The sequence below is a fragment of the Mucilaginibacter sp. SMC90 genome (assembly GCF_022811725.1).
GTDB lineage: Bacteria > Bacteroidota > Bacteroidia > Sphingobacteriales > Sphingobacteriaceae > Mucilaginibacter.
Genome location: NZ_CP094527.1, coordinates 2316316 through 2332907 on the forward strand (window position 1 = coordinate 2316316; position 16592 = coordinate 2332907).

Consider the following 16592-nt stretch of genomic DNA (forward strand, 5'->3'; position numbering starts at 1 on the left):
ATGAAAAAGGCAATAGTCACTCTATGTGTCGGTGAAAAATATAAAAATTTATTTGATGAATATTGCCGGAGTAACTGGACTGCCTATTGCACTATGTTTAACTTTGATTTCATCGTTATCGACAATAATTTAGATACGTCTGAGCGTGCATTAAAGCGATCTCCATCATGGCAAAAGCTTCTTATTTTATCCCAGCCTTGGTCAAATAAATATGATCAAATTGTATGGATTGATACTGATGTGATTATAAACACAAATAATGCATATGATATTACGAAAGATGTTCCTTTAGAAATGATTGGTGGCGTCGACCAGTATGCTATTCCAACTAAAGAGATATTCGATATATCACTTAGGCGGCTCTATGACGTATGGACGAGGGACAATGTACCTTTTATTGATAACAAAACTCCCGCAAGCTATTATTCTAACCGGGGCCTTCCTGCCAATCAGCTGCAAAAAGTAATGCAGGCAGGTGTTTTTGTATGCTCTCCAATTCACCACCGCGAAAAGTTTGAATACATTTATAACAACTACGAAGATACACACGGCGGAGAATGGAATTTCGAGAACCCGGCGATGTCTTATGAGCTTGTAAAAGACGACCTTGTGAAATGGATTGTGCCGCAGTTTAATTTTTGTGTGATAAACATTATATCTGCATTTTATCCTTATTTGTTAGATGTCAAGTCATCAGCTTTAAAAAACTTCTATTACAAAATTGTTAGGAGACTAACCAAGAAGGAACCGCTACAGATAAATGAAGCAGAACAGCAAGCGTTAAAAAATATTTATGAGCTTTCGGTATTTATGCACTTTGCTGGGTGTGCACATTTGATGCCTAAAATGAAATCCATATTAAGCAACAAAATTAGTTATTGATAAAAGGCTTAATCGCGTCTCTCCATACTTGATATCCTTGGCCATTTAAGTGTAAGCTATCGCCACAATCATACTTTGGGTTTAGTCCATTTCCTTTTACTAACAAGGTGAATAAGTTAATATAAGTGCTATTGTTTTTATGGCTCAATATTTCCAATTGTTTATTTAGACCCCTTATGTCATCGAATACAGGTTTATGGTCTTTATATCTATTCCAATTTGTAGGAAAAACGCTCTGGATAAAGATTGAGGTTTGGGGTGATGCTTTCTTTATCAATCCCACCATGCTATTAATATACTCCGCAATGGCTTTTGGTTGAACCCCACTAAGTAAATCATTTATACCAATCTGAATAAAAATTTTTTTTGGGTGTTTATTTACTATATAATCAAGTCTTTCCAAAACCGAGGCTGCGCCGTCTAAGATAACCCCTCTATTCTTTAAATCTATATTGTTGAAATATTCAGCTACTTCAAAATTTTGAGTATGGCTATCACCAATAAAAACTATTGAATTACTATCTATTTCAAGTGTTTTAAATTCAGAGTTACGAATTTTCCAAAACAAGTTTTCATTTTGTAAGGGTGCGGACTTAGAAAATATATCTTGATAGAATTGAACTTTCCTAATAACGTAAATAGTTGCCAACGGTAGGCATATTACATTTAAAATAATGGATAATATAAATCCCTTTTTCATATAGCAAATATATGCCCTTATTACGTTAGGTAAGTGTGACTTGTTTAAAGGTGCCAGTTCCAAGATACGAACATCTAACATATTGCGTGACTGGATTCGTCATGCCTGTTAAGGTTTGCTGAAATACACCGTTAGTTTTCATAGTAGCAAGCATGCCATTTGCAGGCCAACCATCCGCAGCAGCGACATATTCCATAGTCATACCTTCAGCCCAAAATGTGTAAGACTTATCAAACGTTGTACCGGCGAAACTCTTATTGGAAAACTGCTGTGCAGGTAATGGCTCAAGCGTAAACCAATCCTGCCAAAGATTTCCGCCTCCGACCCAACCAACTCTTACATAAACTTTTGTTATTGGGCCTCCGGAAAAACTTGTCACTTCCTGCCTGAGCATTCCCGATGAATTTTTACAAGTAGTTAAAAACCCATTTATAGGCCACCCATTTGAAGTAAGAACAAATTCATAGGTTACACCTGCATCGTAAACAGACGGAAGCGCTGTAGAAATTCTTCCCGATTGCCCCTTATCTACTATATCGTTACGACGATAATAAAGAGGGAATAAGACTTCATAGGTTTTACAAGCGATTAATATTTTTAGCGACTTCGCAGGATGTATAAATTCATTTGGCTTTAATGGGTCATATACAGTAAAATAGTCTTGCCCTTGCCTTGCATCTTGCCAAAGTGCATATAAATCTATATAGCAACATGCATATTTTCTTGCAAGCTCACGCAATCCTTTGTTATATTCTTCATTAAATATTTCGCCCTTATGTCCTAACTGGTCATCTGTAGTTGTATTCATTGAACACAATATGATAGCTAATTTATCTTTTGTGAAATTTGAATTACTACGAATTGTATTAAGTCCATTATCCATTATGTCGATAAGCTGTTGGGCTGTAGAGACTTGCATATCATTTATACCCCACCTTAAAATATATACGTGTGGATTAGCTGACAAATCATCAGCTAAAAATGTATTTAACCAATTTTGGGTGGATTGTCCGCCATGACCCGCATTAACAAACGACACATTGGCAATATAGTCACTTGCAGCCAGCTTGCTGAAAATTTGATCTATAGCTGTATCAGCACCGTCATCAATCCCACCTGTCGTGCTATCTCCAGAAAAAAGCACCTTTAAAGGAGTCGGAGAAGAAGCAGCCTGATTAGCATAAAGTTTTTTATGAAATGAACTTAAATATTCAGTTCCAAATATGTGTTGGTTAGTATCGGCATAACTGTTTAATTGTTGTTTAACTGAGTTCCCATTCGGGCTGTTTCGCAAAATCCTTACATTACCTTGTATTCTGGTGCCATATTTATTTGTAGGAATAGACGAAACAAAGAAGTCGCCGCTGTCTTCAATAACTTTCTCTGCTGCAAGTGCCGCGTTCAAGGCTGCAGTATCATCCGTTACACCATCTCCAACCGCCCCATAATCAACCCTGAAAGATTTAATTTGCCCGGACGGCTCAGATGATCCGCCGCCACCGCCTCCCGAAGGTGCATTGATCCAATGTAAATCACCATCGGTATTGCTATTTTTTGCCAATATCTGCCCACTTGTGCCTCCGGAAGGAATTTTAAAAAATCCTGTAATTTGTGCCTGCAGCTTTCCTAATGCTTGTAAAATACTGTCGGTTGCTGATATTGCTGCGGCACTCCCAAAGCCAATACCGGTAAGTATTGTGTTTAACACCCGCGACATGGTGAAATATTTATTTGTAGTGCCTTCGGGTACTGCATCGGTTGTGCCAGGCGATGCAATAATTTGAATGTATGCGGATCCGCTCCATCGGTATTCGTTGTTGGTGTCGGTAGTTATATAAATTTTTCCGGTTTCGCCGGTTGCAGGGAGCGATGCATAATTTGCAACTTCCAGTACGTCATCAACATAGCTGGGGAGCTGTGCTGATGCAATCTTTCCGCTGCTATCTAGGCCCGCATAGCCATTAGGGGTGTTTTTATTATCGGTTTCTTCAAATTGTACACCCGAAACGATCAGCGAAATCCCGGTACCCCAAACACCTGCATTTTTGGGCCCAAATAAATAGTATGACGCAGTATTAATATAAAAATCTCCATCGGTGCCGAGACTGTTGGCCGGGTTGGTTGTGCCGTTTAATATGGTTTTACCATTACTGCCATTGGTTCCGTTTGTTCCGCTTGTGCCTTGTTGCCCCTGCGGGCCTGTTTGCATGGAAAATACCTGGCCCCATGCCCCTCCGGTCTTTTTGTAAAAGATTCCGCTTACAGTATTTATAAAAGTGTCTCCGTTATTGCCGGTTGCTGTATTTGGTATGGTAGTGCCGTACAATACAGTGGTATCGGTGCTGCTTCCTGAGGCTATTGTGTAAACAATTGCCCAGGCACCTGCTATTTTTTGAGCAAAGGAACCTGCGGCGGTGTTGATAAATACGTCTCCGTTTTTGCCGCTGGTATTTTGCGGAAGCACCGGGCCAAAGGTTAGGTTGGCCCCGGCGTTAAGCCCTGAATTAATAAATTGGAGCAGTGTCCCAAAATCAAACTGGTAGTCAGCATTATTACTGATCAGGATCGATCTGTCGGAGGCGTTTATAGTTTCGGCTATGGGAAGCTCGCTTATTTTTTTGTCGTTTGCCATCTGTTTAAAAACTCGGTTATTGGTAAATTGTAATTGTTAGTTGCGCCCGGATAATTGAAATCTGTTTTGTCGACACCTCTAATCCGCGGACCAGATTGGCGGCTGCTTTTATTTTTCTCATTATAGCGCCAAAGCGGAAAGCCTTCGTGGTTGTCTTTTAAAAACTTTTCTATATCATTGGCATAGGCATTTGCTATACTGCGCTGCTGCTGCACTAATTTTACTATCTCGGGTGACGAAAGGGCATCCCCATTATCATGGCGTTTAATTACCGGGCCGGTTGCTGTATAGTGTACCGCGTCGTTTTCAATAAAGCGGGCAAAGGTGAAATAAATCAGGGCAGGGGCAAGGCCTTCGTACAAAACAATACGACCATACTCGTCAAGGTATTCGCTACCGTTTAAAAGATCTTTATAAGCCTGAGGTGCATCGTCCTTTATAGTACCGTCATCGTTGCAATAGGTTATTAATTGATAATATAAAGCATAACCTAAAAATGGTTTCAGATCCAGTTCCTGGGCTTTTTTAATGAATACTTTGAGGCGCTCGGGTTTAATATTTACGTTGATATCCTCGTATTGCTGAAATATGGTTTGATTGATTAAATAGATCATAGCATGGCCTCGTAACCCCTTTGGGGGAGTTGAAAATGTTTGTTTATGATTGTGTTTATTGATATTGGGGAGCCTCAAGTTGGAAGCCTTGAGGTTAAGTCAGGAATCAATTTTTTGATAGACTTAGAGCTTACAGCTAAAGACTTATGGCTTAATCAAGGGCACATGGCTTCAGCTTCGGCTTGTTTAAAGCCATAGGCATATACCAAAGCCGCTATTTTGCTTTTTTGAGGAATAGCAGATTGCAGGAGCTCATTAATGCTGTTTCCTGCCTTAATACCCGGGGTGTCATCGGCTGCTATCGCTGTCACCGGTACAATGTTCCAGTTGTTGCCTGGATTTATATCCCTGTAAAAACGACTAAAAATTTCGGCCAATGTTTCGGACAGGTCAATCCTGTCGGAGGCAGTATTATCATTAAATTCCAGAATTGCCTGTTTCTTTTCGCTGCCGTTGCTAAGCCCCGATGATTTTTCGGCATTGATCAACTCTTTGGGTACCGAAAAACCTTTGATGATGCGGGCCTCTACTGACCGCTCAGTAGTTTCAAAGAGCTTGTCGTTATTTTGAATAGGGTAGGCCTTGAATTCAGGCTTGGAGTTTTCGTCTTCATATTCAATTACAATGATCTTTTGTGCGCTTTTTGCTCCCTGGAATGCACCGAGGTCTTTTTCAAGCTGTGATGGTATATTAATACCTGCGTATTCATCGGCATCGGTCCTGGTATTTTCGGCTTCTTCGCGGCGCGATTGCATAAAAAGCATCGTTGATGGCAGAAACCCGGTGGTTACTTCGCGGTTGTTGAAAATTTTGATCCCGGCTTCGGTTTCAAAATCTTCCCATACAGAATCGGCTTCAATCAGCGGGTAATCATCAACTTCAGGATTAGAATAAAACAACTGGCCTTTATAATTTTCCCATCCACCGGCAACGTGCACCTGTTCGCTAATTGCCTCCGGGTTGGGATCATACCTGTTTAAAAATGTGATCTTGCTGCGCATGATATTTTTCCAGGTTTTGCGGCCCCAGTCGCTATATAACGCATATTTATCAGCAGTTTCCGGGTTGTCGGAGTCGCCCATGCGGATGTCCTCGAATTTTACATAGCTTACTGATGTGATCCTGAAGCTGGCATTGTAATTTACATGAATACCGAAACCTGTGAATAGCGCTTTATCGGTGGCCAAAGCTTTTAACAATTTAGCAATGGTTAAACCTTTGGAGTTGATCACCTGTTTGCCCAATTCCTTTTGCTCAAACCCATTGCCGGCTATGAATTTTGTGCGTTTATTCCAGCAGTCTTTTGCTGTTGGGGATCCGGCTACCAACTCCAGCATGCGCTGAGGATAAGCGTTATCCAGGTCATAATTAAGGATACCATAGGTTTGATTTGGCCTTACCAGTATTCGCCGTTCAATTTGCGGGAGGTAGGTTTTCATATTGAACCTCCTTTGTCTAAGATTTCATATTCTGATAATTTACGCTTATTATCGGCCTGCTCTATAACTCCCCCTTCGGGGGGCCGGGGGGCAAACAATGCCGCTATATGCGGATATCGTTGTAAATACCATTCGGCCTCTTCGTCGCTTAAATTTTCATTGCTGTGAATGGCTGCCGAACCGGGTGCAAACTGGTGGCGGCCCGGTTTAAGGATGTACTTTTTTTTCAGTGTGTCATTAGTCATTAGTCATTTGGTCATTAGTTTTAGGTTATAAAAAGAATCTTAATGGTCATTAGCCATTATAAAATGACTAATGACCTCATGACACAATGAATTATGCTGCAACCAATGCCTCAATAGCAGCTATGGTGCTGGCATATGTGGCGGTACCGGTTCCAGGAGCAATAGACACCGCACGTGGTGGATAAGGCTCTTTCATTTTATCCGGGTTGGTAAGCTTTAATTTGTAACCGCCATCAAGCGACTCATCAGCGGCGTTACGTTCCGCGTCGGTAAGGATCAACCCGTTTACTGCACCAAAAAGCTCTATCGCCGAATCGCTTGAGTTATAGTTGTTAACTGTGATGGCACGTATCCTGCCATATCCCATGGCCATAAGCTGCGCCTTAACCTCAACGGATAAACCGGCGATATTGAAATCGATCTCTTCGGTATAACGGGGGCCTACCTGGGTTTTGGTTAGTTTAGATGTTGTATTGAAGCTGTTGTTTGTTCCTTCAAATTTGTAAACCTTCGCGTTGCTTACGGCAGTCAGGCCTTTAACAATAAGCGGATTGGTGGTATCATAAGTAAGTACGATATCATCTGCATTAAAAATGTAGATCACATCCTCAATACCTGAGGTGATCGGCTCATCTGTGCCCAGGCTGAAACCGGCGTTTATTTTATTGTAAATTGACATGGAGTTAGTTAGTGAATTAGTTAATGACTGAATTAGTGAGTTATTGAATTGGTAGGCTATTGAATCAGGAATTATTGAATGTTGATTTTAATTATTGATGTTCTATGGAATCAACTCATTAATTCAATAACTCACTAATTCAATAATTGATCTTACGCCGACAGGTAAAACAGCTCGTTGGCAAATTTGAAGTTTACGGCTGCTTTCATGCGCGCCTTCATACGCACCACGTTATCATTGGTGTAAGGCTTTAGGTAAACGGTTGATAGCTCGGAAGCATCACCCAAAAGGTCAACACCAAGGAATAAGTTTGATGATCGTGCACCTAAAATGGTATTAGCCTGCCAGTGGTTCATAATCTGGAGCGGAATACCCAGGTAATCCATCTTTTTCATATCCGTAAAGGCATTGATAACGTTGAGTGCTTTGTTGGCCTGTGCCTGGGCATAAGCGTAACCTACATGCAAAGGGATCTGTAAGTTAAAATCCTCCTGGATCCTGTCGGCAGGGTCAAGTTGGGCGTAAACGCTGCCCAGTACCTGTAAAACATTGCTTACGTTAATGTAGTTTACCGTAGCAGCAGTTGCAGTACCGCTAAAAGTTGCGGGTTTACGGCTGTTAACTTCGTTGTAATTGCGCACCAGTTTAAATGAAGTTGCGCTGGCAATCTGGATAAAATATGATTGGCCCTGAATAGCTATGCCTGGCGCACCATTAGTCGTGTCCTTGCTGGTACCGGTAACACCTGTAATGGTAACAACGTCGCCATCGGCAAGGGTTGAAGTATCAGCTACGGTTACAATGCCGTTTGCATCAATTGCTGTTGCCGCCAATGATGTTGCAGGTTTGCTTAAACCTACTTTATAAACTCCGGATGCCGCTGCAATAGAAGGAAGTAAACCAGGGAAATCAGCGGTAAAAGCTGCCTCCTTGGTGGCGCTCTTGCCAAGCCAGTACAAACGTTCGTTAGCTATCTGGATTTTAGTTAAATAGCGCTGTACCATAAAATCCGAAAGGTCGATTACGCCCTCGTAATCCATAAAGGCACCGGGTTTTAAGGCCTGGGCTTCCCAGCTTTGGGCAAGCTTATCCCATTGTTCCTGTTTCATAAACTCGTAAACTACCGGGTCGAGATAGCTTTCGGTTTGGTGGGCAGTTGTACCCTGATCAGTAAAGATGCCCGATGGGTTTTGCAATACAACGTCGTCGTCAACATCAAGAATTACCTTGCGGGCTTTTACGTCGTTAATTACTGTGAGTAGGCCTCGTTTCACCGAATCGGCTTCGAGTAATGTGCTTGCCATAAATCCTGCCAGCGCTTCGCCGGCGTAGGTGTTGTTTGTAAATGTAAATTGAGCCATAAAGTTTAGCCCCCCGGCCCCCTAAAGGGAGAGCTTTTTAAACTGTTTTACTTATAGGGATAGTAAGGATGGGTTAATTAGATGCGATAAGGTTTAGGTGATATGTTGATTGGTTTAGGAAGCGATAGCTTTTTTAACCGCATTCTTGGCGATCTCGCTTTGTGGCGCGAAGAACGGAGCAGGTTCGGTATGGGCTTTATTGCTGCGTTTTGAACCTTCGGGCGTAAAGGTTGATTTGATCTCGTTTTTTACCTCGGTACGTGTTTTTTGCAGACGATTGTTTGCTTCCTCAAGTGCATTGCGAGCCTCAGTTAGTAAAGCATTTTGCGCATGTAAACGGGCCTTTAGCTGTTGCATGCGGTTTTGTACATCTACAGGTTTTTTAGCTGCTTTAAATTTACTCTCAGGTAAATCCTCGTCGTCATCTTCTGCTTCAGATGCTTTTTCAGGATCGGCAGGTGTTACGCTTTGAATCTTTCCTTGTTTAATGTCCAGTTGTTTGCCATCGGCGCAGGTGTAAGTGTCGGAAATGGCCGGTGAAGTCATGTCTTCGTCCTGGTAAACTTCGGCACCTTCTTCAATTTGACCGCTGTGGTGCAGTGTGCCTTTATCGGTGATGGTTTGCTTGTTTACCACTTTCTTAAAAAAGTTCATGATCTTGTCTAATATCGATGTAGTTTTCTCGATAAGTTCTTTGTTTTCGATGTTCATGCTGTTGTTATTTTTTATGTTTAAGATTTTGTTAATGCATCGCTGGTAAACCGCAGGAGCGGCGCTGGTATAATTTTTAATAAGGGCGCTGTTAGTGATCTCTGTGCTGTAATCCTCAACCTGGTCAATAAAACCCAGGTCAAGAGCCTGATCGGCTGTCATCCAAGTGACGGAGTTGATCAAGTTGTTTACCTTAACTCCGTCCAGGCCAGATTTGTCCATGTAGATCTGCGCCAGGCGCTCCTGAACTACATTTAACATCTGCACATCTTTCAAAAGTTCATCGGCATTACCGCCGGTACCTACCATTGGTTTGTGGATCATGAGCAGTGCATATTTGCTCATCACTACCTGCCGGCCGGCCATTGCCACAACAGAAGCTGCCGAGGCGGCCAGCGCATCAATATAAGTGGTAACCTTACCGGGATGTTTTTTAAGCAGATCGTAAATGGCAATGGCATCAAATGCGCTGCCGCCTACCGAACTGATATGTACTTCAACGTCGCTGTCGGCTGCCGCCTCAAGCTGGGTTTGTATGTAAGCCGATGATAAGTTGCCTGAACCTATGCAGTCAGTTTCAGTGTCATATAAATAAATTTTGTAGCTCATATTGGATTGTTGTTTTGTCCGAAAGTCGGTAAGTAAGAAAGTCCAAAAGTGGGACTGGGCTTATTATTTTGCCTGGAATAGCAGACGGTTTTTTGACGTCTTATAATGCCGGTTGGCATACATCAAAGGTAGTGGTTATTGCTTGCTTTAATGGTGACAGTAGTTTGTCAGTGGCTGCCTGAACCGGAATTTGTTGAATTATTTGAATGAATTGAAGTTGCCTTGGCTTGTTCTCATCATCAAGGATTTTTTTAGTTTCGGTGGATTGACATAACAAATGTCGGCACAAAATTCTTTTATTCTGGTGACAGTGTTTTGTCAGCGGATGAATTTTTAAGCCGCTTTTTCAGAAAAGCAATTGAGCGCACGCCAGATAGTACGTTCATCTTTATTGAATTTGATTTCGGCCTCAAGTACTGCTTGGTTTTTAGAAATGCTACGTGTTTGTTGCTGTGCATTTACCCATAAATAAATTTCACGGTATACAAACACTTTGGTAGTGATGAACCCGGCCTTATACATGGCCGAGAATATACCCTCATCAAACAGGGTGTTGGCGATTTGAATATCCATTTTGGTTAGAGTTTAGAGTTTAGAGTTTAGAGGTTAGATGTTAGAGGTTAGATGTTAGATGTTAGATGTTAGAGGTTAGAGTTTAGATGTTAGAGTTTAGAGTTTAGAGTTTAGAGGTTAGAGGTTAGAGGTTAGAGGTTAGAGGTTAGAGGTTAGAGGTTAGAGGTTAGAGGTTAGAGGTTAGAGGTATGTTTGCTGTGATAATTGGCATAGTTTATTTAAAGGTTTACGCGATTAATAGTTTGAGCGAGGATGTTTTGCTGGTTATTAATGTCTTTTACATCAACATAAACAGGAGGGAAGTTATTGATCATTTGGTAGGCAAGCGTGTTGGCCAAGTCTTTAACATCATTAACAGGTTGGTTGTAGTACCTGTTCGCATTGCCACCATCAGTAAATATACCGCCGACCGCATAACCCCGGCTCAGATTAGGCATAGAAAAGTCGCGACCGCCATGAGCCACGTTAATGGCACTAACCAGGTTACGAGCCCATGGGTTGCGCATAGCTTCAGATACTACAATAGCTTCTCCCGAGCGAAGGTAAGCGTTGGTGTTATCTGTACGGCTGTAACCGGGAAGTAGCGCCCCGCGACCGTCAGACTCATAATGCAGACCGCCTTTGGCATATTGTGGTGGTTTTTGAGCCACGATAGTGGCAACCTGTATGGCAGTGGAAGCAATTATGCCGGGTATTACAAAAGGAGCCAGTACACCCGTTTGCGAAGTGGCCTTGGTAACTGCTAACGCTCCATTAATAACAGCTTGCAATATTGACGCTTTTTGCTCTGATTTAAAGGCTTTTACTTTTTCGGCGGCTTCCTGTTTTTGATATTTATCTTCAATTGCTTTTTTCTGTGTGCCCGTTAGGTTTTTATTGCCGAGTTCGGCTGCTTTGTCTTTCTCCAGGCCTTTTATTTTAGCGTCGCTTTGTGATTTGATATTGTTTTGAATAATAGAGAACGCTTTATCAGATACCTGTTGTGCTGTCTGCAATGCAAACTCTGTACGCTGTTGTTCGTATTGTTGAGTTAAAGCTGTAATGTCTTTTTGCTTTTGATCTTCTAATGCTTTAATCTTGTCGGCGTTGCCGGCAGCCAGTTTTATCTCGTAACCATATTTATCATCAATAAGTTGTTTTTCAGCTTCTAATTTCTGACCCGGTAGCAAGGCTTTACCAACCTTTTTTTCGTCTTTCGCTATCGTATCCTCATGCTGATGGCTGTCTATCACCGCCTGCATTTGCTTTTGAGCTTCTGCGAAATCATTCTTATTGAAAAACTGGATCTTATCGCCAATACCAAGATGGAACTTCTGCTGAAGTTGCTCGCTTTTTTTGTTGTAATCTTCCTGGCTGATCAGTTTTTTATCCAGTTGTTTATTCAGTAACGCGAACTCGCAATCATAGTTTTGTTTGTCAAGTTCAATCTGTTTGGCAAAATCAATTGCTTTTGCTTGTAGAATTTCTGAGGAGCGGGTTTGTTCAATTGTCGGTTTTTCTACCTTCTTATGAGAGATAATGGGGTCGCTGTTATTTGTTTTATTTGATCCGCTTTCATTTAACTTCTTGCCTGACAAAATTAGTTTTTGCCTTGCTTCGATTTCATCATATAATTTTTCATTTTGAGCATTGAGTAATTTTGTGTCTGTTGATAGATCATAAATTATTTTATCACTGGATGCTCGCTTTTTAGATGCCTCATCAATAGCATCTGCATACCATACAGCACCCCAGCCCTCGTCACCGGCAACAGGCTTATAATCCTTATAATCTTTATTTGCTTGTTCTTCTTTTGTTATCAGATCAAGATTGTTTTTACGCTCTTTGGCTATTTTTAAATCATTTTCCAGTGCCCTGCTTGCATTCACTGTAATCCTGCTTTTTGCAGCTTCCGCGTAAGCAGCGGCAAGAATTTGATCTTTTAAATTCCCGTAAGCGGTTGCTGCATCTCCTGCTATAATGGCTTCATCTTTCATGTTTTTAAATGTTCCGGGCCATTGATCTTGTAACGCAGCTGCAGCTTTCTTTTTTTCGGCCATTAACAGCGTGTGGCTTTGTGTGGCCCGATATAGAGCAGTTAAGTTAGTGATTTCACTCTGTGCTGCCTGGTCTCCTTTTAACTTGGTTTGTATGAGCGATTCGGTAATAACAGCATTATCCTTCATAGCCTTACCAAGGGCCGATAGCGTGGTTTGTCCCTTGAGCATGTCGGCTACCCAATCGATAATTACATCGCTATAGCTGGCAAGCAAAGTGATGCCAACAGAGATGAGAGAGTTCCACGATAAAAATGATGACGCTAACTCCTTTAAAACGTTTTTAGGCTTTTGTCCTGATGCGGCAAGCTCTTTATTTTGTTCGTTTAGCTTTTGCATTGCATCCACTACCTCGGGCAGCTTTTCGCCAAGTGCTTTAAGGCCATCTTTTATACCATCAGCAAATTCTGGTAGTTTGCTATTTACGCCAATTATTGAAGTTTTTAGCGCATCTAAGGCGTTTTTATAGGCTTCAGCCTTCTTGATATCATCATCGGTTATACCTGCATTGTTGTTTTGACTTGTCATAGTTTTTTTATTGAATTTGTTTTAAACAGATTGTGATATGGTGTATCGATATTTCAGGGAGCGGTTTATATTGATATTTTTATGAAAAATATGCCATTTGGCATTGTCGATTTCCTGTTTTAACCATAAATAATTGGGCCAACACGCATGTGGCTGACAATAGCAGATTTGATTGTACAAATACTATTCTCGGGATTCCATAAGGGTGGTTAGCATAACTTTGGAGGCAGAACGGCTACTGTGCGTGAAATGCCACATTATTTGTCCGCTTTTGAGCTTACTCGTGTAATATCGGCTTGGATTTCTGGATTGTTAAAGAGGTATTCCGGTGGGGAGCTACTCATATCAATTTGATCAGTATCCCTTTTTGAAAAATTACCGCTTATCCAAACTTTATCCCCAGGGTACACACTTGCTAAGGAATCTTTAACAGAGACTTGATCAAATGGAACAGCCGCATGGATGATAAGGGCATAATCTTGTGGATTTTTAGCGTCAAGAACCTTACTTAAAGGAATCATAAACGTTACATCAATATATTTTGAAGGCCAATCATTTACATTCATTTTATAAATGGTTACGGGCCATTTGTGAAATGAGCCTTTAAGAGAATCAAGGATGAAGCTGTTCAGTTTTTCTTTCTCGGTGTCAAATAGTTCAGATTTCTTTATTTCATTATATTCTGAGTTGTAAAGTGAATCTGATGTAGTAAGGTGTTTAATCAGAGACAATTGCTGTACCGAACGATCATCCTTAATAGAGGAGGTTTCCGCTGTAGGTTGGCAACTGTAAAAGAAAAGCGATAGTAAAAATATCTTTGAATATTTCATTGTTTTAAGGCTGTTGATTGATTTTTTTAGTAAAAATATCGAAAAAATAATTGCATTTAAATAACTTTATAATTGATAATATTTTTCCAAAACTTTTTGTTATTAAATAATTGAATGCTACTATACTTCCTTCTATTTAACATTGAGATTTGATTTTATTTAAGTAGGAAAGATTGGATCTTCTGCCATTTATCACTTATTTCCTAAAAATAGAAGATTCTTTGCCCGTAATATCAATTGCCCATATGTAAAGTGGTCCATCTTCAAACTCGTATCCAACTGGTGGATTGCTCCTAAAGGTCTCTTTTATTGAGGCTTTCTTGTTTATTGTGATGGAAAAGAAAAGCATAGGAACATTTTCGTTATATATATTTTCCGTGCTTTGAATTTCATATCCGGTATAAGTGCCTATAAAAGTATTTTTTAATTACGTAAACTATCAGCGCTTTCTTTCTGCTTTTTTTATCGTTTGGTTGTTGGACTTCGATTTTTAACATGATAACGTAGGTTTTGCTAATTTTTTTGGTAAATATAAATTGCAGTTCGCATAAATCAAATATTGGGGTGAATATTTTTTACACTTATCAAAATTTCAATACTTTACTTTAAAAATGATTTAACCACCTCAACGTGATCATCCCAGTTTTACCAATTCAATTTTTGTTGGCTGTCCTTTACGCCAGCTATCAATTTTGTTAATATAATAATAGCAACTATCCTGCTCAAGATAAACCGGAATAAGGAGATCAAGCTCAAGGATATCCCGTGGAGTTAGTAAAAAATAACGCACTACTTTTTTGGTTTGAGTAAGTATTTTTTCGAGCTGGGGATAATAGTTTGTTTTTAAACCGGGTTGGACCTTGCCGTTAATCCCTGGTTTATCACAAAAACAAAGGTTGAATTCGCCATCAGGCTTGTAAAAATAAGGAACCGATACAATATCATTTACTTCAACCGTCTTTTCGCCATCTGTAAATTTTACTTTAGGATAGTCTTTTAGACTAAGGAGGCTTAGCTTCTGATCAATTAATATCCTTGGCGATGTGCTGATGCTAAAATCATTACTGTCACTATCTGGATCGAGCTTTTTGATCTGAGCTATCGTTCCGCCAGTAAAGGCCCGGTTAAGGGTAGGGGCAAACTGGCTTTCAAACAGATCGCTACTTGCCGGCAAGGTCTTATCTTTAACTATAACCTCCGAATCAGCAAGTTTCTGGGGCAGTACATTATCATCATCCTTGTATTTCATGTAATTAACTTGTGCGTAGCCCCCGAGTTGAAAACTTATAGTTTTACCCTGATCAATACATTTTGCTGTCCAGTTTTTTGCGATGGGGATATTAGCAACGATATCTGCAAATGAATTAAAGGACACGGTCCGGGTACTGTTGTCCGTTTGGCAAACTATGCCAAAACGCTGCAACGTATCTTTCAGCAGGTCTTTTTGACTTATATCCGGAAAAATGCGTTCGCATTGAACCTGCTGACCATATAAAATTGGCTTTTGATCAACATCAAATCTAAATACGGCACCTTTGTGAATAGTAACCGTGGTATTGTAGCGGTGCAGGTGGTAAGTTATAAATATCGAGTCGCCTTTATTGAGCTCAAAATCGTATGTCAGCTTTAAGTTTTTAACTGTTTCTGTACGTTCCCTGGTATTAGGTGGATAGGCCTTGTCAGTAAAGTTTATCGTTTGTTTTGTCGATACACTTTCATGACCATTTGCATCGCGATAATTGATAATGAGTTCAAAGTATCCGTTATCGCCTGTATTGGCTACGCCATGCATATCTAAGTCAAGCGTGAGACTTGCAGTGCCATTAATCCGGTCGGCCGCGTGATATTCCTGAAAACCTATCGGTAATGTCCTGTCAGTATTATCATTGGCATGCATACCTAATTGCCCGCCGTCAATTATAAGTTCATTGTTTGTCACATATAGTAACGATGCTGATTTGCTCAACCCATCAATGGAATTTTGAAAATCGGTGCCATGTTCAAATTCATCATTGGCAAACTGGCAAATTAGTTTAGGGTATAGCTCATTTTTAAGTAATGATCCGGTTGCTTTATAGCCCGTATTATTGATCATCAGCTCGATAGCTGTTTTAATGAAAAAGCCGGGACGCATAGTATAAACATCCAAAGGCTTATCAAAATCGATCTCGTTTATCGACCCATAATCAACAACAGGCCATATCCATCCATCTTCTTTTTTCTGTGATGCAACTATAGTATCGAGGTTCCACGGATGGTCATAAACCTGCCATGGCAGGCTTTTTCCTAAGTTGGATGTTGTGCTGCTGCTATCGCCCATATCATAAATCTTACCTTCCAATGCGTCAAAAAAATCAACATTGCCGCTTAGTATAGTAATGTTGGCCATATCCTGCTCAACGCTGTTAAGCACAGCCAGCCCATAAGGAATAATCTCAAGACCATCCTGTATAATTTTTGCCTGGTAATTATCATAGGGAAGTGCAGAGGCAAAAGCTATATCATCTGGAAAGCCCAGAATTTGGCGGTTACGTTGTGTTAGTGGCAGCTTAAACTGGTTGCTGGTATTACCCTGCTGATTTTTAACCTCGGCCAGGTTGTTAATCTGAAATGTAAGCGCGATAGGGCTATCATCGGTTAGGTCGGCCAGTTGGTCATTAATATAAAGTTGTATTTGGTTCATAGTGTTTTTAATAGAGGTTCCTTGAAAACAATTGCTTTATTATCAATAATTTATTAAGTTTATTTGCTGC

The 16592-nt window shown here is 40.5% G+C and carries 13 protein-coding genes; 1 reads left to right on the plus strand and 12 read right to left on the minus strand.

Translation table 11 applies throughout. From position 1 onward, the window contains the following. On the plus strand, window positions 1-882 hold the full coding sequence (locus tag MTO98_RS09890) for a hypothetical protein (protein ID WP_243486491.1): 882 nt from the start codon (window positions 1-3) through the stop codon (window positions 880-882). Here the strand turns inward: MTO98_RS09890 and MTO98_RS09895 are convergent. From MTO98_RS09895 to MTO98_RS09950, 12 genes are all read right to left on the minus strand, one after another. Beyond that, window positions 872-1582: a GDSL-type esterase/lipase family protein gene (locus MTO98_RS09895; protein WP_243486492.1), complete on the minus strand. Its 711-nt coding sequence runs from the start codon at window positions 1580-1582 to the stop codon at window positions 872-874. The two genes, MTO98_RS09890 and MTO98_RS09895, sit on opposite strands and share 11 nt — an antisense overlap. A gap of 25 nt (window positions 1583-1607) precedes the next feature. After that, the gene (locus tag MTO98_RS09900) at window positions 1608-4214 is read right to left on the minus strand and encodes a GDSL-type esterase/lipase family protein (RefSeq protein ID WP_243486493.1); all 2607 of its coding nucleotides are present in this window, start codon (window positions 4212-4214) and stop codon (window positions 1608-1610) included. Then, window positions 4193-4828, minus strand: a complete 636-nt coding sequence (locus MTO98_RS09905; RefSeq protein WP_243486494.1) for a hypothetical protein — start codon at window positions 4826-4828, stop codon at window positions 4193-4195. Before MTO98_RS09905 ends, MTO98_RS09900 begins: the two co-directional genes overlap by 22 nt. Window positions 4829-4983: 155 nt before the next feature. Continuing rightward, window positions 4984-6267 carry a hypothetical protein gene (locus MTO98_RS09910; protein WP_243486495.1) on the minus strand — a complete coding sequence of 428 codons (1284 nt, stop codon included), beginning with the start codon at window positions 6265-6267 and terminating at the stop codon, window positions 4984-4986. Beyond that, a complete protein-coding gene (locus MTO98_RS09915) occupies window positions 6264-6512 on the minus strand; it encodes a hypothetical protein (protein WP_243486496.1) in 249 nt (82 codons plus the stop codon). The genes MTO98_RS09910 and MTO98_RS09915 overlap by 4 nt, the downstream gene beginning before the upstream one ends. A 91-nt stretch (window positions 6513-6603) precedes the next feature. Beyond that, window positions 6604-7191, minus strand: coding sequence for a hypothetical protein (locus MTO98_RS09920; RefSeq protein WP_243486497.1), 588 nt, complete (start codon window positions 7189-7191; stop codon window positions 6604-6606). 152 nt (window positions 7192-7343) lie between these two features. After that, complete coding sequence (locus MTO98_RS09925; RefSeq protein ID WP_243486498.1) at window positions 7344-8552, minus strand: hypothetical protein; 1209 nt, start codon at window positions 8550-8552, stop codon at window positions 7344-7346. Between the two features lie 114 nt (window positions 8553-8666). Beyond that, complete coding sequence (locus MTO98_RS09930) at window positions 8667-9872, minus strand: head maturation protease, ClpP-related (RefSeq protein WP_243486499.1); 1206 nt, start codon at window positions 9870-9872, stop codon at window positions 8667-8669. A gap of 333 nt (window positions 9873-10205) precedes the next feature. Next, the gene (locus tag MTO98_RS09935) at window positions 10206-10445 is read right to left on the minus strand and encodes a hypothetical protein (protein ID WP_243486500.1); all 240 of its coding nucleotides are present in this window, start codon (window positions 10443-10445) and stop codon (window positions 10206-10208) included. 218 nt (window positions 10446-10663) lie between these two features. Further along, window positions 10664-13009 (minus strand): hypothetical protein, encoded by a 2346-nt coding sequence (locus MTO98_RS09940; protein ID WP_243486501.1) that lies wholly within the window; start codon window positions 13007-13009, stop codon window positions 10664-10666. 257 nt (window positions 13010-13266) lie between these two features. Then, window positions 13267-13839, minus strand: a complete 573-nt coding sequence (locus MTO98_RS09945) for a hypothetical protein (protein ID WP_243486502.1) — start codon at window positions 13837-13839, stop codon at window positions 13267-13269. A gap of 634 nt (window positions 13840-14473) precedes the next feature. Beyond that, the gene (locus MTO98_RS09950) at window positions 14474-16522 is read right to left on the minus strand and encodes a hypothetical protein (RefSeq protein ID WP_243486503.1); all 2049 of its coding nucleotides are present in this window, start codon (window positions 16520-16522) and stop codon (window positions 14474-14476) included. Between the last annotated feature and the right edge of the window lie 70 nt (window positions 16523-16592).